The sequence below is a fragment of the Clostridium lentum genome, from assembly GCF_014287815.1.
Taxonomy (GTDB): Bacteria; Bacillota; Clostridia; order Clostridiales; family Clostridiaceae; genus Clostridium; species Clostridium lentum.
Window position 1 is genome coordinate 33,514 of the sequence record NZ_JACOOQ010000006.1, and the last position, 24,997, is coordinate 58,510.

Annotated in this window: 23 protein-coding genes; 1 reads left to right on the forward strand and 22 read right to left on the reverse strand. The window is 29.7% G+C overall.

Annotated features, from left to right (window positions below):
- Positions 1 to 9: 9 nt before the first annotated feature.
- From era to H8R92_RS04985, 14 genes are all read right to left on the reverse strand, one after another.
- Positions 10 to 900, reverse strand: a complete 891-nt coding sequence (era, locus tag H8R92_RS04920) for a GTPase Era (RefSeq protein ID WP_022212564.1) — start codon at positions 898 to 900, stop codon at positions 10 to 12.
- A gap of 92 nt (positions 901 to 992) precedes the next feature.
- Entirely contained in the window at positions 993 to 1,694 is a 702-nt protein-coding gene (locus tag H8R92_RS04925) for a diacylglycerol kinase (protein ID WP_186834858.1), read from the reverse strand.
- A gap of 26 nt (positions 1,695 to 1,720) precedes the next feature.
- The gene (gene ybeY / locus H8R92_RS04930; protein ID WP_022212566.1) at positions 1,721 to 2,221 is read right to left on the reverse strand and encodes an rRNA maturation RNase YbeY; all 501 of its coding nucleotides are present in this window, start codon (positions 2,219 to 2,221) and stop codon (positions 1,721 to 1,723) included.
- Positions 2,222 to 2,302: 81 nt separating this feature from the next.
- The gene (locus H8R92_RS04935; protein ID WP_243166601.1) at positions 2,303 to 4,339 is read right to left on the reverse strand and encodes an HD family phosphohydrolase; all 2,037 of its coding nucleotides are present in this window, start codon (positions 4,337 to 4,339) and stop codon (positions 2,303 to 2,305) included.
- A gap of 29 nt (positions 4,340 to 4,368) precedes the next feature.
- Positions 4,369 to 5,502: a sporulation protein YqfD gene (yqfD, locus tag H8R92_RS04940; RefSeq protein ID WP_186834859.1), complete on the reverse strand. Its 1,134-nt coding sequence runs from the start codon at positions 5,500 to 5,502 to the stop codon at positions 4,369 to 4,371.
- 10 nt (positions 5,503 to 5,512) lie between these two features.
- Positions 5,513 to 5,791 carry a sporulation protein YqfC gene (yqfC, locus tag H8R92_RS04945; protein WP_022212569.1) on the reverse strand — a complete coding sequence of 93 codons (279 nt, stop codon included), beginning with the start codon at positions 5,789 to 5,791 and terminating at the stop codon, positions 5,513 to 5,515.
- Positions 5,792 to 6,249: 458 nt separating this feature from the next.
- On the reverse strand, positions 6,250 to 6,426 hold the full coding sequence (gene rpsU / locus H8R92_RS04950; RefSeq protein ID WP_003441547.1) for a 30S ribosomal protein S21: 177 nt from the start codon (positions 6,424 to 6,426) through the stop codon (positions 6,250 to 6,252).
- A gap of 120 nt (positions 6,427 to 6,546) precedes the next feature.
- Positions 6,547 to 6,891 carry a histidine triad nucleotide-binding protein gene (locus tag H8R92_RS04955; protein ID WP_022212570.1) on the reverse strand — a complete coding sequence of 115 codons (345 nt, stop codon included), beginning with the start codon at positions 6,889 to 6,891 and terminating at the stop codon, positions 6,547 to 6,549.
- Positions 6,892 to 7,021: 130 nt separating this feature from the next.
- Positions 7,022 to 8,326: a tRNA (N(6)-L-threonylcarbamoyladenosine(37)-C(2))-methylthiotransferase MtaB gene (gene mtaB, locus H8R92_RS04960; RefSeq protein WP_186834860.1), complete on the reverse strand. Its 1,305-nt coding sequence runs from the start codon at positions 8,324 to 8,326 to the stop codon at positions 7,022 to 7,024.
- Positions 8,326 to 9,090, reverse strand: coding sequence for an RsmE family RNA methyltransferase (locus H8R92_RS04965; protein ID WP_022212572.1), 765 nt, complete (start codon positions 9,088 to 9,090; stop codon positions 8,326 to 8,328). The genes mtaB and H8R92_RS04965 overlap by 1 nt, the downstream gene beginning before the upstream one ends.
- A 19-nt stretch (positions 9,091 to 9,109) precedes the next feature.
- Positions 9,110 to 10,051, reverse strand: a complete 942-nt coding sequence (gene prmA / locus H8R92_RS04970) for a 50S ribosomal protein L11 methyltransferase (RefSeq protein ID WP_186834861.1) — start codon at positions 10,049 to 10,051, stop codon at positions 9,110 to 9,112.
- Between the two features lie 192 nt (positions 10,052 to 10,243).
- Complete coding sequence (locus H8R92_RS04975) at positions 10,244 to 11,404, reverse strand: O-antigen ligase family protein (RefSeq protein WP_186834862.1); 1,161 nt, start codon at positions 11,402 to 11,404, stop codon at positions 10,244 to 10,246.
- Positions 11,405 to 11,622: 218 nt separating this feature from the next.
- The gene (trmB, locus tag H8R92_RS04980; protein WP_186834863.1) at positions 11,623 to 12,282 is read right to left on the reverse strand and encodes a tRNA (guanosine(46)-N7)-methyltransferase TrmB; all 660 of its coding nucleotides are present in this window, start codon (positions 12,280 to 12,282) and stop codon (positions 11,623 to 11,625) included.
- Positions 12,283 to 12,455: 173 nt separating this feature from the next.
- Positions 12,456 to 14,006, reverse strand: coding sequence for a nitrite/sulfite reductase (locus H8R92_RS04985; RefSeq protein WP_186834864.1), 1,551 nt, complete (start codon positions 14,004 to 14,006; stop codon positions 12,456 to 12,458).
- A 215-nt stretch (positions 14,007 to 14,221) separates the two neighbouring features.
- On the opposite strand from H8R92_RS04985, the gene H8R92_RS04990 reads away from it, so the two are divergent.
- Positions 14,222 to 14,884 (forward strand): hypothetical protein, encoded by a 663-nt coding sequence (locus tag H8R92_RS04990; protein WP_186834865.1) that lies wholly within the window; start codon positions 14,222 to 14,224, stop codon positions 14,882 to 14,884.
- A gap of 48 nt (positions 14,885 to 14,932) precedes the next feature.
- On the opposite strand, the gene dnaJ is transcribed toward H8R92_RS04990, so the two are convergent.
- The 8 genes from dnaJ to lepA form a co-directional block, all read right to left on the reverse strand.
- Entirely contained in the window at positions 14,933 to 16,069 is a 1,137-nt protein-coding gene (gene dnaJ / locus H8R92_RS04995) for a molecular chaperone DnaJ (RefSeq protein ID WP_186834866.1), read from the reverse strand.
- A 123-nt stretch (positions 16,070 to 16,192) separates the two neighbouring features.
- Positions 16,193 to 18,049, reverse strand: coding sequence for a molecular chaperone DnaK (gene dnaK / locus H8R92_RS05000; protein ID WP_022212579.1), 1,857 nt, complete (start codon positions 18,047 to 18,049; stop codon positions 16,193 to 16,195).
- A 38-nt stretch (positions 18,050 to 18,087) separates the two neighbouring features.
- On the reverse strand, positions 18,088 to 18,651 hold the full coding sequence (gene grpE, locus H8R92_RS05005; protein ID WP_186834867.1) for a nucleotide exchange factor GrpE: 564 nt from the start codon (positions 18,649 to 18,651) through the stop codon (positions 18,088 to 18,090).
- Between the two features lie 20 nt (positions 18,652 to 18,671).
- Positions 18,672 to 19,703 (reverse strand): heat-inducible transcriptional repressor HrcA, encoded by a 1,032-nt coding sequence (gene hrcA / locus H8R92_RS05010; protein WP_186834868.1) that lies wholly within the window; start codon positions 19,701 to 19,703, stop codon positions 18,672 to 18,674.
- A 184-nt stretch (positions 19,704 to 19,887) separates the two neighbouring features.
- A complete protein-coding gene (gene hemW, locus H8R92_RS05015) occupies positions 19,888 to 21,018 on the reverse strand; it encodes a radical SAM family heme chaperone HemW (protein WP_186834869.1) in 1,131 nt (376 codons plus the stop codon).
- A 208-nt stretch (positions 21,019 to 21,226) separates the two neighbouring features.
- Complete coding sequence (locus H8R92_RS05020; RefSeq protein ID WP_186834870.1) at positions 21,227 to 22,393, reverse strand: MFS transporter; 1,167 nt, start codon at positions 22,391 to 22,393, stop codon at positions 21,227 to 21,229.
- Positions 22,394 to 22,661: 268 nt separating this feature from the next.
- Positions 22,662 to 22,931: a hypothetical protein gene (locus H8R92_RS05025; protein WP_022167181.1), complete on the reverse strand. Its 270-nt coding sequence runs from the start codon at positions 22,929 to 22,931 to the stop codon at positions 22,662 to 22,664.
- 198 nt (positions 22,932 to 23,129) lie between these two features.
- Positions 23,130 to 24,935: a translation elongation factor 4 gene (gene lepA, locus H8R92_RS05030; protein ID WP_022212512.1), complete on the reverse strand. Its 1,806-nt coding sequence runs from the start codon at positions 24,933 to 24,935 to the stop codon at positions 23,130 to 23,132.
- Positions 24,936 to 24,997 lie beyond the last annotated feature (62 nt).

The window sequence follows — 24,997 nt, forward strand, 5'->3', positions numbered from 1 at the left end:
CATCCCCTATTATTTTAATTTCTTATATCCTAATTCCTTAAGTAGTAAATTATTATCTCTCCATTCTTTTCTAACCTTAACCCATATTTTTAAGTTTACCTTTGCATTTAAAAGTTTTTCTATTTCATATCTTGCAGTTTCACCAATTTTCTTTAGTACTGCTCCATTTTTACCTATTATTATTCCTTTATGTGATGTTTTTTCACATATTAAGTCTACTTCTATATGATATGTTCCTTTTTCATTTTGCTTCATTTGTATTATATCTACAGCTATACCATGTGGTACTTCGTCTCTTAAATTTCTTAATGCTTTTTCTCTTACTATTTCTGAAACTATAAATCTTTCTTGTACATCTGTTATCATATCTTCTGGATAGAATTGTGGACCTTCTGGAAGATTCTGAACCATAAGCTCCACTAAAGTATCAACATTTTTTCCTCTTAAAGCTGATATCGGTATTATTTCTTTAAAATCATATTCTTTTGAATACATATCAAGTGTTTTTGCTACTCTTTCATGAGTATTTTCATCAACCTTATTCACAACTAAAAATACTGGAGCATTTTGTGATTTTAATGCTTCAATGATAAATTTATCACCTTTACCAATTTCATCACATGGATTAATAAGGAATAAAACTAAGTCCACTTCTTTAATGGAATCCTTTGCTGAATTAACCATATACTCACCTAATTTATGTTTAGGTTTATGTATACCTGGAGTATCAACAAATACTATTTGATAATCTTCCCCAGTAAGTATTGTTTGTATATTATTTCTAGTAGTTTGTGGTTTATTAGATACTATAGATAATTTTTCACCCATTATTTTATTTGTTAACGTTGATTTCCCAACATTTGGTCTTCCTACAATTGTTACAAATCCTGATTTAAACATCATTTCCTCCTGTTTACTTAAGTCTCCTCTTGAGACTTTTTACGCTAATACATCTTTTATTGAACTTTATTATATACTATTTCCTCAATTTATTACAGCTTAAATATTGTAAATACTAATAATGTCAGTAAAATACCTAAAAGTCCACCTACTATTACTTCAAAGACAGAGTGAACTTCTGAATCTACCCTACTTTGGGCAGTAATAAAAGCCATAAGATAAGCTAGAATTATGCATATAGGTTTCTCTGTTATAAGGGATATTGCTGTAGATAGTGAAAATGCTAATGCACTATGCCCACTTGGCATTCCTCCCTTAAGCGGCGTTCCTTCACCAAAAATTGCTTTAACTATCACCGTTGTTATTATTACAATCACAAGAGCTATAAATATCATATACGGCTCAGATTTTTTTACTTTATGGACAATCTCATAAGAAAATTGTGATAACTTATCCCAAAAAACTATGTAACCTACCAAAACTGCATTTATTGCAGTAATTAGAACTGCACCTGCTGCTGTATTCTTAGCTACTTTTGACAATGGATGATAGAAATTTGTATTTAAATCAACCACTGCTTCAATAGCTGTATTAATCATTTCAGCAACAATAACCATAGTTATGGTTATTGCTAAAGCTAAAAACTCCCCCTTAGATATATCTAAGAAAAAACATGCACCTAGCACCAATACTGCTGCCACCAAATGAATTTTCATATTTCTCTGTGTTCTAGCAGTATCAACAATCCCATTTATTGCATGATTAAAACTCTCCAGCATTTTCTTCATTCCCATTAATCCTTCAACTCCCTAAAAATTACCTATCTTGAAATATTTAATTCTCCTAGTAACTCTTCTTCTCTTTTTCTCATAATTAATTTGTCATCTTCCTCCATATGATCATATCCTAGAAGATGTAATATTGAATGTACAACTAAATATGATACTTCCCTTTTATATGAATGATTATATTCCTCACTTTGTTCTAACGCTCTTTCTAATGATAAAACTATATCACCTAAAACTAATTCGTCGCCATCTAAAAAAGTTTCATCAAATTTGTAATCCATATAAACATCTTTAAAAAACTTTTTGTTTGGATAATCAAGCATAGGGAATGATAACACATCGGTTGCTCTATCAATATTTCTTGTTTCTCTATTTATTTCTCTAATCCCATCATTATCTACAAATAGTAATGAAATTTGATACCTACAATTTACTTCCTCTTTTTTTAATACAAAATCACATACTTTCTCTAAAGAATTAATAAATTCTTCATCAACATTTAATTTTTCTTGTCTATTATCAGTATAAATCATTTTTAAACTCCTTTTATGTATACTTCTAAAATGATTAATTTTACAAATCATAAATAAATAAGAAGGCTTTCACCTTCTCATCTACTTTTCCTCCTTCGGATACTCTATCCTTTTATGATAAAGTCCGTTTAAAACTTTTAAAAAACATTTCTTTATAGTAGCAATATCTTTTAAAGTTAGTTCACAGTCATCTAATTGATGAGAATTCAACTTATCATTAATGATATTATTAACCATATCTTCTATTTTTTCAATAGTAGGCTCTTTGATTGAACGTACTGATGCTTCAACACTATCTGCCAACATTACTATCCCAGCTTCCCTTGAACTTGGAATTGGTCCTTCATATCTAAAATCCTCTTCCTTAACATCATCTGGATTATCTGCATTTTTCTTTGCTGTAAAATAGAAATATTTCACCATAGTTGTTCCATGATGCTCTAATATTATATCTTTTATAACTTTAGGTAGCTTATATTCATCTGCTAACTCCCCACCATCTTTTACGTGAGAAATAATAAGTGATGCACTTAAATTAGGATTTATTCTATTATGAGGATTATCCTGACCAATTTGATTTTCTCCAAAGAAAAGAGGTCTTACTATCTTTCCAACATCATGATAATATGCTCCAACTCTTACAATTACTGAATTAGCATTTATTTCTTCTGCTGCCACTTCCGCCAGATTAGCTACCATGATACTATGGTGATATGTTCCTGGTGCTTCCATCAAAAGTCTCTTTAATAACGGACTATTAGGGTTTGCCAGTTCTAACAAACTCATATTAGTATTTATATTGAAACTTGATTCTAAAAATGGTAGCATACCTACAGCAAGAATTCCAGAAATAACAGAACTAACAGCTACACAACTTGCATTTTTTAATATTACAGTTATATCACTTGATAAAAGCATTCCTGTAGCAAAAACTACTATAGCTGCTACTATTCCTACATATACCGTTGAGTATAATATGTCATTTCTTTGATTAGCTCTTTTCAATGTACTTACAGCAACAATTATACTTAATAAAGCCATAAGAATAAATTGTGGATTGAATTCAACTATGATACTTACCAAAATTAGATTTATTATATTTATTAAAAGAGAGATTCTATAATCTATCAGCACTGCCATAATCATTGGTACACAAGCAATAGGAATTATAAAAATCGATAAACTCTTTAAACCAAAAGATAATATAAGTGTTATTATATTAAGCAATAAAATTAAAATAGCCATCTTATAATTTTGTGCTATTTCTTTCTTTATTATGAAATACTCCAACACAAAAACAGTCATCACTAAAACTCCTAATATTATATAAGTAACCAGTGAGCCTCTTCCCATATAATCTCCAACTAGACCTAATTCAGTAAGTATTTTTATTTGCCTTTCTGTAATAGGCTCACCTTCCTTAACTACTGTCTGATTCTTTTTAATCATCACCTTTTCTACAGATTTAAGAGCTTCCTTAATTAATTCTTCTCTTTTTTCAGTATCTTCTACATAATTAGGCTTTATCTGGCTATTAATCATTTTAATCATAATAGATTTAATATTTGCATCGATCTCAGTATCTAATATTTTTTCTTCTGCTACTTCTTTAGCAGATTCTAATTCTTTATCATTGTCTTCAGATATGCTATCTGCATATACCGTATCCAGTATATTTAGCATTATTCTTTGAATCTCTGTATCTTTTTCAACTGTCAAACCTAGCAATGCTTTGTATTCTGTATCACTAAGTGTAAAACTTCCAAATTTCTTTAATGCCGTTATTTTTAATGTTTCATCCTCTTCACTACTTTTTAAATTAATTAATTTATTAAAAAAATTTGTTATATTTTGAAAAGCTTCTATTTTTACATCAGTCTTTAAAGAAAACTGTTTAGGAACTAATTCCCGTGCTTCATTTTCTTTCACTTCAGTAGCCTCTTCATCTACAATATCTCTTGTAGCCTTAATATCTTCACTTGCTATATCTCCCTTAACTAAATTGTACTTTTTAGGAGTTACAGCAGTTAATAAAATGAAATAAGTAATAAAGATAAGTGCAGAAAATATATAGAACTTCTTCCAATTTCTTTTACTATTATTTTGTTTTTTCATCATTTAAATCACCTTCTCATCCTTTAGTAACCTCAATACTCTACAACCTCATCACTTACAATATTTTGTTCTACAACAAAAACGACTTTTATATTTAAGTATTCATCATCAATTCTTTCTTTTGTGACTATTTTATCTATAATTTTACTATCTCTTTTTAAATCCTTAGACAATGATTTTTCTAAAGTATCTAAAACCGATTTAACTCCTTCACTTTCAGTAATTTCAATGGTGGATGCTACTCTTTCATAATATATCACTTCATTAAATATTTTGCCACTCTTTTCTATTTTATCATACTTTTCAAAATCTTTTGTAGATTTTTTAAGATATATTTTCTTACCAAAAAGCTCTATATAAATATCTAAATCTTTGTTTCCACTTCTCTTATATTCAACTCCTGATATTTTAATATTCATTTCCTTTTCATAAAATGTATTAGCAATAACCATACCACTTGGTCTTACTACATATTCTCCACCTTCATTACCATCTATCCCTTCAATAACTACTGCACCTTTTTTTACTATATCATCATTTTTTACAACAGCTCTTCCTGAATAAGTATAAATCCTCTTTATCTGACCATCCATATCAGCCACAAGGTTACCATACTTATCTTCATCTTTCACTGGCGGATTTACTTTTTCAGTAATTACAACCTTTAATATTGACCCTTCAACCCTTACCCTTAACCACAAAATTTCAGAATTTAAGCTTTCTAATTTCCTTTCTATTTCTTTTTCATCTAAAGAGCTTTTCCTTACCCCTGGAGATACTCCTATTTCCTTAAGTTGTTCTCTTATTTCAAAGGGTGTAACATTCTTCCCTACAGTTATATCTATAGACCATATATACGTTGATAAAAAATATATAATTGCAAAAAACACTACAACAGCTATTACTATTGAATATCTCTTCTTCATCTTTCCTAGTAAAAATATAAGCCCTTTTCCTTCTAATACTCTTACCTTACCACCAACAGAACGTACTACCTCACATAATCTACCATAATTTATATAATCTACTTCCAACCTTAAGGTAGTTATATTTACTTTTATAACTTTACTTACTGCTATATTTTGAAGCCATAGTATATTAAGTATCTTCTCTATATCTTTTACTAGTATTTCAACTTTTATTTTCCCTTTTTTTATCCCTTCCATATATTAAACATCACTCCCCATACCCTATATAATCAAAATATCCACTTATAATCAAAGTAGAAGTAGCTATATATAATATTTCAAAAGAATTTCCTTTTATCGTTAACGGCTCAAGACTTGTTTTTATTTTTATTTCATTCTTTTCAAAAATAAGTATTCCCTTATGATTTTCAATAGTTATTTCGTTACGCCCAATTACAGTAATCCTAGGTACATCTAAAACAATTTCCTTAGGCATTTCCAATTTATCTACTAAAACCTTTTTTCTCTTTTTTAGCTTATCTTCCATGAGACCTCTCCTAAATAATATTCCTTCAATGTACTTTATGTTTATGTAACTAATAAAATCACAATTTATATAAAAAAGTATCTAGCAAAAATTATTCATATTTTTGCATAAAAAAAGGACTCAATATAATTGAGTCCTTAAATATTTAACATTATTATCTAACTATTTAATTTAAAACATAATCTATATGAACTATAAGTCTCTAATTCACTTATGACAAAAGCTTATCTATGCTTTATGCTATTTTGCCAATTTAAGTAGCTAAGCTTCTTACGACCGTAAAATTTATCTTCTTTAAAATGCTGAGGAAGGCACTTCATAAAATATACATAAATATATTTTATCATTCCTTTTTTGAAGTCTAGCAAATATTTAATCATTGCTTACTTCTCTCTTTCTAATGAATAATCTCATTGTCTTAAGCATAATATATAGACCAAAAAATAGTTTTATAAATCCTACTTGAACTTTCTCTTTCTCGCAGCTTCTGATTTCTTCTTTCTCTTAACGCTTGGTTTTTCATAATGTTCTCTCTTTCTAACTTCTGAAAGAACTCCAGCTCTTGCACATTTTCTCTTAAATCTTCTTAATGCGCTTTCAAGTGTTTCGTTTTCTCCAACTTTGATTTCTGACATCTATTATCCCTCCCTCCGCTAGCTCAATTTAGTCCGACAAACTAAAGCTACAGGCTTAATAACACATACTATATTATACTATAGTTTAACTTAAAATGTCAATAAAATTTATTTTTCTTATTAGCCTGGTGGCCACTTCATATCCCTTGCACCTAACACATGGAAATGCATATGTCCTACAGTCTGACCACCCTGTTCTCCACAGTTATTTACTATTCTATAGCCCGTTTCATTAATTTTTAACTCTCTTGCTATTTTATTAATAACAACAAATATATGTGAAACAACTTCTGCATTTTTTTCTGTTATATCATTAGCACTTACTATATGCTCTTTTGGTATAACTAAAAAATGAACTGGCGCTTCTGGACTAATATCATAAAAAGCTAATACTTTTTCATCTTCATATATTTTTTTTGAAGGTATTTCACTTTTTATAATCTTACAAAAAATACAATCACTCATAAACTTCACCACCCTTCTTTATAATTAAACGTTATAGTAATTAGTTAAGTAGCCTTTGGCTAGTTAAACACTTCCATAGTTAAAATTAATACTTAACTAATTAATAATCGTAGCGTTATTCAGTATTTAACTATAAGAGATCTCCAATAGCATATTCTCCCTCTGCTTTTTCAATCTTTATATCTACTATTTTACCAGTTATATCTGCTGCCATACAATCAATCTCAACTTTTATATAATTTTTCGTATACCCTTCAAATATATTAGGTCTATCTTTTAATTCTTTTTCAACTAAAATATCCATTTCTTTTCCTACAAACTTTTCAATAAAGTCATGTTCATTTTTGTTACTAAGTTCAATTAAAAGCTTACTTCTTTCATCTTTAGTCCTTCCATCAATTTGATTAGGCATATCTGCTGCCTTTGTACCTTTTCTTGGACTATATTTAAATACATGTGTTTTTGTCAACTTAATATCTTGTAAAAATTTATATGTTTCATTAAATTCTTCTTCAGTTTCTCCTGGGAATCCAACAATTACATCTGTAGAAATCGATACATATGGTATCGCTTTTCTTATGTTTTCTACAGCCATTTTATATTCCTCAGCTGAGTATCTTCTATTCATTCTCTTTAACACTGTATTACATCCACTTTGAAGAGATAAGTGGAAGTGAGGGCATAATTTCTTAAAACCTTTGATTTTTTCAATATTTTCTTCACTAAAGAATCCTGGTTCTAATGAACCTATTCTTATTCTTTCTATACCATCAATAGCTTCAATGTCTTCAATTATAGTAAGAAGATTTACTGTACCTTCTAAATCAAGACCATATGATGCTGTGTGTATACCTGATAAAATAACTTCTTTAAATCCATTAGTTGCTAATTCTTTTACTTCTTCTATAACTTTATTTGGGTCTTTTGAACATACAGACCCTCTTGCATATGGTATTGTACAGAAAGTACAGAATCTATTACATCCATCTTGTATTTTTAAGAAAGCTCTTGTTTTATCTTGATATTCTTCTATCTTTAAATCTTCAAACTTCTTATTTTTAAGTACGCCTTCTACATGAACTTGAGGCTCGCCTTCTTCTCTAGCCTTATTTACATAATAAACTACATCTCCTTTATTACGTGTTCCAAGGACTACATCAACACCTTCTATTGCTGACACTTCTTTAGGAGACATTTGTGAGTAACATCCTACAGCAGCTATTATAGCCTCTGGATTGCTTCTTCTAGCTCTACTTATAATTTGTCTTGATTTTTTATCTCCCATATTTGTAACAGTACAAGTGTTTATTACATATACATCAGCAAAAGTATCAAAGTCTACAACTTCATACCCCTCTCTAATAAATTTTTCAGCCATTGCTTCTGACTCATAAAAATTAACTCTGCACCCTAAAGTAGCAAATGCAACTTTCATTAAATAATTCCTCCTAAATCTCCAAGCTCATATTGAATTAATGAAGCTGCCGTAAAACCAGCAGTTTCCGTTCTTAAAATTCTGTTTCCTAAAGTAACTATATGAGCTCCTATTTCTTTCAATTTTAATATCTCATCTTCCTCAATTCCACCTTCAGGTCCAATAAATATTCCTACTTCACTAATTTCATTTAATGTAGCATTTTCTTCTCTTAATTTATTAATCAACGATTTTATGCCAAACCCTTCTGCATTTTCATAAGGAACAATTATTAAATCTAACTCCTTCATACTTTCTAATGCCTCATCAAAACTTATAGGTTCTAATACCTTAGGCACTATACTTCTTTTACTTTGCTTTGCTGCCTCTAATGCTATTCTATTAAGCCTATCTAGTTTTTTAAATTCACCTTTCAGTTTTACATCAACTCTTAAAGTTATTACAGGTATGAAATCACTAATTCCTAGCTCTGTTCCTTTTTGTACTATTAAATCCATCTTTTGAGCCTTTGGAAGCCCTTGATATAGGTGTATTTTAACAGGACTTTCATTGTTTACATCTAGCTTCTCAAGTATTTCAAATTCAACTTCTTGTTTGCTAGTAGAGCTTATCACTGCAAGGTATTCTGTACCTTGACAATCGTTCAAAACAACCTTTTCTCCTGCTTCTATCCTTAAAACCTTAATAATATGCTTAACATCTTCACCTATTATTTTGGCTATATTTTCACTTATTAATTCTTTAGGTGTAAAAAATTTATGCATTTTCCTTAGCTCCTATAAACTATTTTAATTTAGCTACTATACAATTCCATTCTCCATCTCTGTTCTTTTCTATAACTTCAAACCCAGTAGCTTCTAGTTTTTCACATACCATTTCCACTCTATCGTGAATTATTCCTGATGTAATAAATATACCATTATCCTTTAATACTCTCTTAACATCATCTGTTAATATACATATTATTTCTGCTAATATATTAGCAACAACAACATCAGCTTTACCATCTATTACTTCCACTAAGTTTCCTTCTAAGATTTCTATGTTGTTTAATTTATTGTATGTTACATTTTCCTTTGATGATTCAACAGCTACTGGATCTAAATCTACCCCAACTGATAATTTTGCTCCTAATTTAGCCGCTGCAATTGTTAATATTCCTGAACCACATCCTACATCAAACACTGTAGCATCTTCATTTACATATCTTTCTAATGCCTGTATGCACATTCTTGTAGTTTCGTGAGTTCCTGTACCAAATGCCATGCCTGGATCTAATTCAACCACTAATTCATTGCCCTTTGGCTCATACTCTTCCCATATCGGTTTAACCACTATTCTTTCTCCAACTAAAACTGGTTTATAATATTGTTTCCAAGTGTCAGCCCAATCTTTTTCATATTTAACTTCACTTTCAACCTTTCCTTCACCAACGTTTATTCCCAGTTCTTTTATTTCATTAACCTTTTCTTCTATATATGTAACTATCTCTTCAACATTATCTTCTTCTGAGAAATAACCTTTTACTACAGCTGCTTCTCCTCTATGTTCTAAAACATTAATATCAGCAAAATCCCAAGTTAAAGGTCCTTGCTCTCTTCCTAATATATCATTAGGGTCTTCTATTGCAACTCCCTTACAATCTAATCCATAAAATATTCCTGCTATTGGTTCTAAAGCTTCACTTATTGTTATAACTCTAACTTCTACCCAAGTTCCATTCATCTATATCATCCTTTCTTCTTTTTAACATAATGACTAATACTTTATTTTACACGGTATGACAAATAAAGTCCACCCTATTTAATTGAAATTTGATAATGGATAATTATCTATATTTTAAAATCTAATATAAAAGGAACTCATCAGAGTCCCTTCCTTAATTTTTCATTTTCAATTACTAACTTATCAATTATTTTAGTTTGCCACCATATCCTTATTGCAATCTTCAATTTCTCCTTCCTCTATCTTTTCATTTTCCTTTATCCTTCCATTTGCTATATTAAACAGTATTGAATTAGCAGCAATAAACAACATACCTAACTGGGGCGCATAAACACTACAATCTACTAGTCCTTGAATTATAACCATCATATTCAAAGCAGTTAATAAACATACATAATGATCATATCTTATATATATTATCAGCAAATCTTTAAAAATTTTAATTTTAACAAAAATATATATACTAAATGCTAAAATTCCACCAGAAACTAAAAAAGTTAACCAAATATTATGTGAATGAATTACATTGCCATTATTATACATGAAGTCAATTCCATGCTCTAATGTTCCTAGTGCTCCCCATCCTAACAATGGCTTTATTAAAAACATTTCAACTGAACCAAACCAAATATCATAACGGGAACTAAAAGATGTTCTCAATTCATCTATTACAGTTATTGAATTAATGCTTCTTTGAAAAAACACAAATGATACTATAACAAATATAATGGTCATAATCATTATTATACTCTTCTTAGTTTCTCTATTTTTATCCACCAAAAAATAAGCTCCCATAGATGATAATAGAGCAATAAAAGCTCCTGTTGATTCAGTTAGTAGTAACGCTACAGTCATAAGTACCAATAAAAGATTTAGCTTTTTATTTTCAGTTTTATCACTATGACCATCTTTTAAAAACATGGCTATTAGTATCATACTGCCAAACCATGCACCTGTCATATTAGGATTTCCATATGTACTAAATATTCTATGATTTTCTTTCCCATTAAAAATAAATACTATCTTTTCTACAATACCAATTAAAGCTGTTAAGGATGATAGCTTTAATAATAACCTTAAAACATCATTCACCCTCTTTTGAGTTACAAAATATTTCTGACTTAATATGGCTATCCCTATATAGATTAATAGTAAAAAAGAGCCACATACAGATAAAATGCTTGCATTCACCACCCCACTAAGGAAAAAGCATAAAAAAAGTAACATCAAACTTACAGTTAGATAGTTTTTAAGCACCTCTGCTTTTTTCTTATATAAGATATATATCCCATATATTCCAGGTATAACTGCTGTAAAAGGTGATAATACTACCATTAAAACAAATAAATTCATAATAACCACCATTAAGATATTATTTTTGAAATCAGCTAATTAATCCTTCAAATAATATTCTTTAATTCCTTATTGTTTTTGGTATTTACTTTTTACTTGTTAATATTATTAACCTTTAAGTGTAAATCTATAATTATTTTAGAGATAGTTTTTAATTTTTACTAAAAAATAATAAAGGCTTAATTACAATTTTATTTATAATTAAACCTTTTTATTCTTTATTTATTATATTGTAGAATTATGAATTTAGTCTTTATCCCTTGCTCTGTAAACATTCTTTCATGCTCTGTAACTACATTTCCTCCAAATCCACTGTTATGTAAATCCCTTGTGATAAATTTTGTTTCCAAATTACATTCTTTAAAGTATTCTAAAGATTCATCAAACAGCTCATCATCATCTGTCTTAAACCAGATTTCTGAACCATCCTTTAAAAATTTTTTATATTTTTCAATTTGTCTAGGATGAGTAAGTCTTCTTTTTTTATGTCTATCTTTTGGCCATGGATTACAGAAGTTAATGTATATTCTACTTATTTCATCACCGTCACCTAACATGTTATCAATTATAGCAATTTCTTGTGACATTAATGCAACATTATCTATTTCTTGCCCTTTTTTCTCATAAGCTGCTTCAATATTTCTCTTAGCTAACACTAAAACTTCATCTTTTATATCTATAGTAATATAATTCTTATCAGGATTTTCTGAACCATGAACAGCCATGAATGTTCCTTTTCCACATCCTAATTCCATGTATATAGGCTTATCATTGCCGAAAAACTCTTTCCATCTTCCTTTATACTCACTTGGATTTTGTATAAAGAACTTACATGCCTCTAATTCTGGTCTAGCCCAAGGCTTTTTACGCATTCTCATATTTTTTCACTCCAACTTCCATCTATAATCAATAAATTCCTTCTAACTATTCCTTGCTATAAATTAATTATACAGATTTATAGACTTATTTCAACAGCAAAAGAAAGTTAGACTTTATAAAATACTTCTATAAACATAGAAATATTAATCTAACTTTCTTTATACTATATATTCTAACTATTATATTTTTCTACTAGTTCTTTAAAATCATCATTTTTAACGCTTATATATTCTCTGAAACTCTTATTACTTTCTTTTAAAATATTAGATAGTTCTAGCATAAATTTAGGTATATCTCGTTTTAAAATTTCTCCATATTTTTCAGCTAATCTAACTTCATTTGCTTTATGACTTCCATCAACAAATAACTCAAAACATTCTAATAATTCATTATCTACTCTTTTTTTCTTTCCAGCAAAACCTATTGCTCCAATTTCTTGAGCCCCACAAGAATTTCCACATCCTGATATATATACTTTTGGAAGATACTTAGTATCTCCTTTATTTTCTTTTACATAAGTAATCATTTCTCTTAAAGTGTCTTGACTATCACAAATTCCTATTTGGCAAGTTGGTACACCTATACATGAAATACTTTGTTCGAAATCACTTTCTCCACCCATATCTTTAGTAATTTCTAAAAGATCTTTAGCTTCAACTCCATTAAGGTTTCTAAAATATATTCCTTCTGTTTTAGATAATCTTATCTCTGGTGATTCACATGTTTCCAGTATCATTATTATCTCTTTTAAATTTTCTAATGCTATTTGCCCTCCAACTGGATGTAAATATACACTATATAACCCTTCTTGCTTTTGCTCAGTTAATCTATTATCAATAATATCAACTTTTATACCTTTTTTTGTATTTTTAATTTCTTCACACTCTAAACTTAATCCACCTTTAGCTTTAGCTGCTTCCACATGTTTCTTATAACATTCTATAAAACCTTCTTCACCTAATTTTTCAACTATATATCTAATTCTTGCTTTACTCTTATTTTCATAATTACCTTCTGAAATAAAGAAATCTACCATTCCTTGAACGTAGTATAAAACTTCATTTGCATCTATTAATTCTGGATAAACTAACGCTTTTTTAGGATTTCTTCCTAGACCTCCCCCTACATATACTCTAAAGCATTTTTTCCCTTCATTATTTACAGCCATAAATCCTAAATCTTGAACTGTACAACATGCTGTATCCTCTTCTGAGTTAGAAAATGCTACTTTTATTTTTCTTGGTAATTTATATGAAGTTATTCTCTTCATAAAATAATTATCACAAGCTATAGCATATTGAGTTACATCAAATGCTTCATTTTTATCTACTCCAGATAAAGGAGATAGTGCTACATTTCTTGGATAATTTCCTCCAGCACCTCTTGTAAAAATATTATAATTTAATGCCTCTTCCATTAAGCTACATGTATCATCTATAGTCAATCCATGATATTGAATAGATTGGCGTGTTGTAAAATGCAAATATTCTACTTCATATTTATTAGCCCATTCATATATTTTCTTTAATTGATCTAAGGCTATAACTCCAGAAGAGGTCCTAAGTCTAATAACAAAATCTTTTTGATTTCTTTGAGCATATACTCCAAATCCGCATGATATTGATCTAAAATCCATTTTTGACATATTCTTATTTAGAAATTCATACCCATTTTCTTTAAAAGGCTCTATTTCACATAATATCTCTTTTTTTATTTCTTCCATTGCTTCACCTCATACTAATCTTTTCTATCTTTACTATGCCTTCTTATTTAAATAAATATTCAAAATATATTATATATTGTTTTCATATTTCTACAATATTTTTTTTATTTTTTATTATATTAAAGAAGTAAAAATTTTATAAATTCCATTGATTTTTGTAATTTTTTTCTATAAACTTAACTTAAGTAAACATATACATAAATCAGGAGGATAATATGGAAAAAGAAACACAACTTGATTCTGAAATATCAATTAAAGAAAAATTCAAAGCTTTATCTCCCAAAGAAAAATATAGATATATATGGGAATATTATAAAATTCATATAATTATTACATTACTTTCTATAGTAGGACTAGCTTCTTTCATTCATACAATGATGACTAAAAAATCTACTTACTGTACCATAACTTATTATAATTCTTATATAGATGAAAATCAGTTATACTCCCTTAGGGATACACTTAATGATCTACTTATTGAAAATCTTGAAAAGTCAACAATACTTATTAATCCTATCTGGAGTGACTCAAATACTGGATATAGATTAACCCCTACTGAAGAAATCGCTATAAAAATAGCTGCTAAAGAAATTGATCTTGCCATTGTTAATGAAGAATACTTCAATGCGCAAGTATCACAAGATATGTTTGAAGATATCTCCACTATAGATGGTTTTGAAAACTTAAATATTCCAGAAGAACTACTTGTTAAAGCTTCTGACTCAAATGATACTGAAGGTATATATGGTATTAAAATAGATTCTTTAAATTTACTTAAAGAGATTGACTTTCCTTCCAAGGATAATATCCTTACAATCATTGTTAACTCCGAAAGAAAAGAACATGCCATGGATGTTTTAAATGTATTAACGAAATAAACAGCCTGTCGCTTTAAATACAACAGGCTGTTTTTAATTAAAATATATCTATTTTTTAAAGATGTTTTTAAATCCTTTTTTGTGTGGAACTTCAACATTGTCTGGTTCTTCTCCACAAGCTTCCATAAATGCTTTTAATGCTTCCACTTGCTTTTCATTTAAATTCTTAGGAATTTCAACTACAACTTTTACGTACTGATCTCCTCTTCCCGAACCATTTACTCTTGGAACTCCTTTTCCTTTTAATCTGAAAAGTGTACCTGATTGTGTTCCTGCTGGAACAGTATATTTAACATCACCATCTACTGTAGGTACTGTTATTTCACATCCTAGTGCAGCTCTAGACATAGATATATGAGTATCTATATAAATATCATGTCCACGTCTATCAAATTTACTTGATCTAGCAACATTGATTCTTACATATATATCTCCTGGAGGCCCTCCGTTAGCACCGTGCTCACCTTGCCCTCTAAGTGGTAGTACATTTCCTGTATCAACACCTGCTGGTATCTTAACATTTATCTTTCTACTCTTTCTTACTTTACCTTTTCCTGCACATGAATGACATGGTTCTTCAACTACAGTTCCTCTACCTCCACATCTATCACATGTAGATGTAGTTACGAAGTTTCCTAATGGAGTTTGTCTTTGAACCCTTACTTGCCCTGAACCATTACATGTTGGACATGTTTTTGGAGACGTTCCAGGTTTAGCTCCTGATCCATGACACTCTTCACAGTTTTCACTTCTATTAATTGTGATTTCTTTTTCAACACCAAATATAGCTTCTTCAAAGGATAAATTAATAGTGTATTCTAAATCAGCACCCTTAACCGGTCCATTTCTTCTTCTTGATGAACTTCCGCCACCACCAAAGAAACTTTCAAAAATATCTCCAAAACCACCCATATCATTGAAGTCAAAACCACCAAATCCACCTGCTCCAAATCCACTTCCATCAAAGTCAGCTGATCCAAATTGATCATATCTTGCTTTCTTTTCAGGATCAGAAAGTACTTGATAAGCTTCATTTATCTCTTTAAACTTAGCTTCTGCTTCTGTATTTCCTTGATTCTTATCAGGATGGTATTTAATAGCTAGCTTTCTAAAGGCTCTTTTTATTTCATCTTCACTTGCCCCTTTTTGAAGGCCAAGCACTTCATAATAGTCTTTACTTGCCATCTACAAATGTCACCACCTTATTACAAATTTACCTTTATATAATAACATTATAATAATAATTATTAAATACTGTACTTTTAAAAAGGGAAGACGACTTTTGTCTTCCCTCTAAAATTAATTTAATTATTTGTCATCTTTAACTTCAAAATCAGCATCTACTACATTGTCATCGTGAGCTGTACCAGCATCTGCATTTGCTCCACCCATATTGTTTGGATCAAATCCTTCAGCACCTTGTTGTCCTCCAGCTTGTGCATACATCTTAGAAGATATAGCATAGAATTCTTGATTTAATTCATCCATTGCTTTCTTAATTGATTCTAAGTCTTCACCATCTTTAATAGCCTTTAATGCATCTAATTTAGCTGTAACCTTAGCTTTATCATCAGCAGATACTTTATCTCCTAATTCTTCTAAAGTTTTTTCAGTTTGATATACTATTTGATCAGCATTATTCTTAACTTCTATGCCCTCTTTTCTCTTCTTATCTTCTTCAGCAAATCTTTCTGCTTCTTTTACTGCCTTTTCTACTTCTTCATCTGAAAGGTTAGTTGAAGCTGTAATTGTGATGTTTGCTTCTTTTCCTGTTCCCTTATCTAAAGCTGAAACTTTAACTATACCATTTGCATCTATATCAAATGTTACTTCGATTTGTGGAATTCCTCTTGGAGCTGGAGCAATTCCTGATAGAGTAAATCTTCCTAAAGTCTTGTTATCTGCTGCCATTTGTCTTTCACCTTGAACTACGTGAATTTCCACTGATGTTTGACCATCTGCTGCAGTTGAGAAAACTTGACTCTTCTTAGCTGGAATAGTTGTATTTCTTTCAATTAATGGTGTAGCTATACCACCCATTGTTTCAATTCCTAATGTTAATGGTGTAACGTCTAATAATAATACGTCTTTAACTTCTCCAGTTAATACACCTGCTTGTATTGCAGCACCTACAGCAACACATTCATCTGGATTAACTCCCTTAGATGGTTCTTTTCCTGTAAAGTTCTTAACTGCTTCTTGAACAGCTGGTATTCTTGTTGATCCACCAACTAATATAACCTTGTCTATTTGACTAATTGAAAGTCCTGCATCTGCTAAAGCTTTCTTCATTGGTTCGATACTTCTTTGAACTAAATCATGAGTTAATTCATTGAATTTAGCTCTAGTTAAATCTAAATTTATGTGCTTTGGACCTGTTGCATCAGCAGTGATGAATGGTAAGTTAATATTTGTTTGCATTGAAGATGATAATTCAATCTTAGCTTTTTCAGCTGCTTCTTTTAATCTTTGAAGAGCCATCTTATCATTTCTTAAATCAATACCATTTTCTGCTTTGAATGTTTCAGCTATATAATCCATAACTTTGTTATCAAAGTCATCTCCACCAAGCTTAGTATCTCCATTTGTTGATAATACTTCGAATACACCATCACCTAATTCTAGTATAGATACGTCGAATGTACCACCACCTAAGTCATATACGAATATCTTTTCGCTGTGATCTGTTTTATCTAATCCATAAGCAAGTGAAGCTGCTGTTGGTTCGTTTATTATTCTTAATACTTCTAATCCAGCTATTCTACCAGCATCTTTAGTTGCTTGTCTTTCAGCATCATTGAAGTAAGCTGGTACTGTGATAACTGCTTGAGTTACTGGTTCACCTAAATAAGCTTCTGCATCAGCTTTTATCTTTTGAAGAATCATTGCTGATATTTCTTGTGGTGAATATTCTTTATCATCAATATGAGTTTTATGGTCTGTACCCATCTCTCTCTTTATTGAAATTATTGTATGATCTGGATTAGTAATCGCTTGTCTTTTAGCTACTTGACCAACTAATCTTTCTCCGTTAGCTTGGAATGAAACTACTGATGGAGTAGTTCTTGCTCCTTCTGAGTTTGCTATTACGACTGGCTCTCCACCTTCCATAACTGCTACACATGAATTTGTTGTACCTAAGTCAATACCTATAATTTTTCCCATAATTATTTCCTCCTAAATTTCTATCTATTAAAATTAAACTAATTTGCTACTTTTACCATTGAATATCTTATTACTTTGTCACCTTTCTTATATCCTTTCAGGAATACTTCAGCAACAACGTTTTTATCTAAATTTTCATCTTGAATATGCATTACTGCTTGATGCATATTAGGATCAAATCCTTCTTCAACACTTATCTCTTCAACTCCAAGTTTTTCAAGTGAAGTTTGAAATCCTTTAATAGTCATTTCAATTCCTTTTTTCAAATCTTCAACGCTTCCATCAACTGCTAAAGCTCTTTCAAGATTATCTATTGTTGGAATAACTTCTTTTAATACATCTGCACATGCATCTGCATATATTCCTTCCTTTTCCTTGGCAGTTCTCTTTCTAAAGTTTTCATATTCGGCTGTAACCCTTAATAATCTATCTTTAAATGCTTCAACTTCTTTTGAAAGTTTATCATTTTCTTCTTTTAACTTTTTAACTAAAGCTAAATCATTTTCTTCATTGTTTTCAGCCTCATTAACCTCTTCAGTACTTTCTGTTGTAGCTTCTGCTTCATCAATGATTTCTTCATTTAAATCTTTATTTTCTTCCATTCAATACACCTCTTCTCACACTACTCAAGACTCTGATTTCTTAAACTTTTATTTAGTTCTTTTATTACTTGAGCCATTATTGAAATTACTTTTGAATAATTAATTCTCTGTGGTCCAATTAAACCTATATTACCAATTGGTCTTCCACCTAAACAATATTCTGCTGTTATTACAGAACAATCTTTTGCTTCTGGAATATAATTTTCATCACCAATCTTTATGGTAATATCACCACTTGGCTCTAATAATTCAATAACACAATCTTTATTACTTATAAGTTGAAGCATATCTTTGACTTTTTCAATATCGTTATATTCTGCATAATTGAAAAGATTGGTAGTTCCTTCAACTAATAAATCTGATTTTGTACTTTCATTTAAACTCTTATATAGAGCTGGAAGTATTGCATTAAATAAATCATCAAATCCCTTAAGTTCTTCCTTTATTTCATTAATCACCTGTAGATTTATTGCATCTATTGTTAGGTTTTTTAACTTAATATTAAGAACTTCATTGATTCTATCTAATTCACTTTCCATAGGCATATGTGATACTCTTATTCTATGGTTTTTTATAACTCCACTATCTGTAACTATTATAGCTACTATATTGGACTTATCAATACCTATAAGCTGCATCGATACTATCCTGCTTCTTTTCATAGAAGGAGTTTCCACTATACAAGTTAAATTAGTTAACTCTGATAATAACACACATGCTTCTTTTAATACCTTATCCACTTCATACATAGCTGAATTAATGATATATTCCTTAATTCTAAGCTCTTCTTCTCTTGTAAGCTGTTCCCTCTGCATCAATTGATCTACATATAATCTATAGCCTTTACTGGAGGGGATTCTGCCTGCAGATGTATGAGGCTGCTCTAAATATCCCATCTCCTCTAAGTCGGCCATTTCATTCCTAATAGTGGCAGATCCTATACCTAAGTCGTATTTTTTAGCTATTGTTCTTGATCCAACAGGTTCACCTGTCACAATATAGTCGTTTATAATGGCTTGGAGTATTCTAATTTTTCTATCATCAATAGCCAATCTCATCACCCCTATTGTTAGCACTCACTAACACCGAGTGCTAATGACTACAATATCAATATATTCTTATTCGCTTTTTTTGTCAATTTCATATTTTCTCATATTCTGCCACCTATTATTTACTATTTAAAATAGTGTGATTTTTCTCTTTTTTTCTTTAAATTACTCTTATTTTCTATTCAATCTATTTTTCTAATATAAAGTCTGACATAGCCTCATTTGCTAAGCTTATTCCTTTTACCGTCAAAGATAATTTATCATCTTTTAGCTCAAGAAGATCTCTTTTAATATTCTTCTCTATTATATTTCCATATATACTGTCTATATCAGTGTTAAACTTTTGCTTAAATTCCATTTTACTTATACCTTCATTAAGTCTTAATCCCATAAACATATATTCTTCAATTTCATCTTTAATGGTATTTTTATATCTCTCAATTTCAACACTTTCATTTTTTTGTATTTTTTCAATATAACTTTTTACATCTGGATTATTAACAACCCTAAAGCCATCTATATACGAACTAGATGATGAACCCACCCCTATATATTCTTTAAGTTTCCAATAAACTTTATTATGTTCACATTCTCTTCCTTCTAAGCTATAGTTAGATATTTCATACTGATTATAACCACCACTACCAAGTATATCTTTTGTTAGTTTATCCATTTCTCTTTCCTCTTCTTCAGATGGTAAATTTAATTTACCCTTCATATGCAATGTATAAAAAGCAGTTCCTTCTTCTATGATAAGGCTATATGCTGATATATGCTCTGGCTTTAAACTACATATCTTTGCAAGAGTATCCTTCCATAAATCCACTGTCAAATTTGGCAGACCATACATAAGATCTACGTTTATATTATTAAAACCTAGCTTCCTAGCTAATTTATAATTTTCTACAAATTCTTCATAAGTATGTATTCTTCCTATTACTTTAAGGAGCTCATTATTACATGACTGCAAACCAAAGCTTATTCTATTTATTCCACCATCCTTCATGGCAATAAGCTTTTCCTCATTAACTGTACCTGGATTACATTCCATGGTAAACTCCATATTATCTGCAAACTGAAGCTTATTTACTGTTTCAAGGAGCTTTTTAATTTCATGTACTTCTAAATATGAAGGAGTTCCTCCACCAATAAATATACTTTTTATTTTGTATTTCTGACACTTATCTAATATCTCCTTACATAAAGCTTCTATATAATCTTCCCTATACTTCTCCTTTCCTGCAAAAGATGGAAAATCACAATAAAAACACTTCTGTTTGCAAAATGGTATATGTATATATAAACTTGTTTCCTTCATTCTTATTCCTCCAAATTTTTATAGCACTATAATTTTCTTTTTAACGCATTAGTAACGACGTATATAAGAAGTGGCTAATTTATTAGTATCCCATATGCTAAAAATTTTATAATTTTCTAAGCGTAAAAAAAATAATAGCCACTTACACTATGGCTATTATTATATATTACTTTATGAAACTATACTATTTTAAATTAACACTGACTTTTTATATCCTCTTCTCATCACATAGCTTCATTTTGCTATTTTCTCTTGCTAAATAGTAATTCATTGCTATCAAAGCTATAACACACAGCATACTACAAAGCAAAAAAGAAGTTCTTAATGAATAATCAGCACCTAATCCTATTAGCGGATTAATAACTGCAGAAACCACACTACCTATTACAGAATATATGGACAAAATCGTTGCCCTATCTCCGGTGGTTACAGACTTATTTTCTATCTCCATCACTATTGGTGCAAACAATGCATCACTTAGTGAAATACTCATTACCGAAATAACACTTACCACTGCTGATGTTGTTCTCCACAATATCAACGTTGCTACTAAAATAATTAAATATAATATATTTATATATTTTCTTTCACCTAAGATTCTTTTAAAGTAATATGATTTCCCTGTAATCAAAGATATTATTTGAGAAAGAGCTAATATAATACCAAATTTTTTTACGTCTATACCACAACTAATATATTTATTTTGATTTAAATATACGGTTATGCCTTGTACGATTTCCGAAAATAAGGTAATTGAAATAATAAATACGATAATATTCTTATTATTAAACGTTTCTTTAAAATTCATTTTTATACTTGCATTTTTTTCATCCTTAGGAACTTCATCTAAGAACAGTGACAGTATAAATGCAATTCCATAAGCCACTATGGTAAATAACACTGTACTTTCCATAGAAATTTCAATTATAAAAACACTACTAAGTGAAGCTAGTAAAAATCCTAAAGTTGTATAAAAATTGTATTTTGAAAAAACCTTATCGCATAACGATTTATCATATATAGAATTATATAAATATGCCGAGTCACAGCCAGACAGTCCCGCTAAAGCTGCCGCTAAAAATATTCGTTCTATTAAAAAGCCTAAAAATGAACCTGAATTATAAAAAACTATCTTTGATAAAAAGTAAATAAAATTAGCAATGACCACTATCTTCTTGTAACCTATTTTATCAGCAAGCTTCCCCCATGGCACTTCTAAGATTATAACTATTATAAAGTACGCCGACTCAATAATAAAAATTTCCGTCATAGAAAGCCCTCTTTTTTGCCTATATAAAGTTGCTATAGAACCATAAAAAACTAAACTTTGTAAAAAAATTATTAAATACATTAAATATATGTTCTTCTTATTCAATTTTAATCCCTCCATTTTCAGTAGCACAAATAAACCTATAAAAAATATAGGTATTTTTCCTTAATGAAGTTTTTAAATTGGTCTAAACATATATTTATCTCTCCTTTATATTTCAACCTAATTTTACTATTTTTATAAAAAAGATGCAACAATCATATATTATAAGCATAAAAAGCCATACCAAGGAACTTTTCTTGATATGGCTCTTCATTGCCGCAAATAAATTTTTCAAAATAATGCAAAACTCAATAATTAAATCTTTATATTATTATATTTCTATAAAGTCCATATTAATAACATTATTCTTAGTAAAATGTCTTTGAGCTTCTTTTATATGCACATGTATTATTTCATTTTCAAATTTAACATCTAAGTCTTTGCAATAATCAGTAATAACAATATATTGTTCTAATAGATTACTTGAAAGAAAGATAGGTATTATCTGTCCATCTTTTCTTCTAAGTGTTCCAGTTACTAACCCCTTATTCCTCAGTTTCTTACCTTTAATTCCTACATCCCTAATACTTAATTCCAGCATAAAGCTTTTCTACCTATAAAAATAATTTTCTATATAATATACTTGTTCCAATGATGAATTGTGAATTATCAATGATGAATTACAGAACACTATTAATTTTTTCTAAACTCTGTGAGTTTATTCCTTAATTCATCATTCATCACTCATCATTCATAATTATAAAAAAAGCTAGAGATTTTAAAATCTCCAGCTTTTTTACTAGTCTACTTTTAGTACTGCCATGAATGCTTCTTGTGGTACTTCTACAGATCCAACTTGTCTCATTCTCTTCTTTCCTTCTTTTTGCTTTTCTAAAAGTTTCTTCTTTCTTGAAATATCCCCACCATAACATTTAGCAAGAACGTCTTTTCTCATAGCTTTAACGGTTTCTCTGGCTATAACTTTAGATCCAACTGCTGCTTGTATTGGAACTTCAAACATTTGTCTTGGAATTATTTCTTTTAGCTTTTCAGCAATTCCTCTACCTTTATGGTAAGCTCTTTCTTTAGGAACTATCATTGATAATGCATCAACAACATCTCCATTTAATAATATATCAAGCTTAACAAGTTCAGTAGTAGTATATCCTTTAAATTCATAATCAAATGAAGCATATCCTCTTGTTCTTGATTTTAATGTATCGAAGAAATCATATACTATTTCATTTAAAGGAATTTCATAGTTAATAGCAACTCTTGTTGTTTCAAGATATTCCATATCTATATAAATTCCTCTTCTTTCTTGACATAAATCCATTATAGCACCTACATAATCTGTTGGCGCAATAATTGATGCCTTAACAATTGGCTCTTCCATATAATCTATCTCTGTCGGTTCAGGAAGATTAGTTGGGTTAGTAAGCTCAATTGTTTCTCCATTAGTTTTAGTAACCTTATAAACAACTGATGGAGCTGTTGTAATAATATCTAAATTAAATTCTCTTTCAATTCTTTCTTGGATTATTTCCATATGAAGAAGTCCTAAAAATCCACATCTAAATCCAAAACCTAATGCTATAGATGTTTCAGGTTCAAAATCTAAAGCAGCATCATTAATTTGTAACTTTTCTAATGCTTCCTTTAATTCATCATACTTAGCACCATCTACTGGATATATACCAGAGTAAACCATTGGTACAGCTTTCTTATATCCCGGAAGAGCTTCTGCTGTTGGACGATTTGCTTCTGTTACTGTATCCCCAACTCTGGCATCTGCTACATTTTTTATAGATGCTGTTATATATCCTACATCTCCTGCACTTAATTCACTTATAGGCATTAACTTAGGTGTAAATACTCCTACTTCAGTTATATCATATACCTTATTTGTTGCCATAAGCTTTACTTTTGTTCCTGGTTTAACTTTACCATCTATTATTCTTACATAACATACAACACCTTTATAACTATCATAGTATGAATCAAAAATAAGTGCCTTTAATGGAGCATCTTCATCACCATTTGGTGCTGGAATTTTTTCTACAATTGTTTCCAAAACATCTTCTACATTTAATCCTGTCTTAGCAGAAATCATCGGAGCATCCTCTGCTTCAATTCCAATAACATCTTCAATTTCTTGCTTAACTTCATCAGGTCTAGCTGATGGTAAATCAATCTTATTTATTACCGGTGCTATTTCTAAATCATTATCTAATGCTAAATAGCAGTTAGCTAATGTTTGAGCTTCTATACCTTGAGCTGCATCAACAACTAAGATAGCTCCTTCACAAGCTGCTAAGCTTCTTGAAACTTCATATGTGAAGTCTACGTGCCCTGGAGTATCTATTAGATTTAAGATATATTCTTCTCCATCTTCTCTTTTATAGATAAGTCTTGCAGCTTGAGATTTTATAGTAATTCCTCTTTCCCTTTCAAGCTCCATATTGTCAAGAACTTGTTCTTCCATTTCCCTTTGAGTAAGAGTTCCTGTCTTTTCTAATAATCTATCTGCTAATGTTGACTTACCATGGTCAATATGTGCTACAATTGAAAAATTTCTAATTTTTGATTGTCTATTGCTTGCCATATATAATAACTACTAAAATTAGTAGTTTCTTCACCCCCATTATATTAAATCAGAGTAAATTA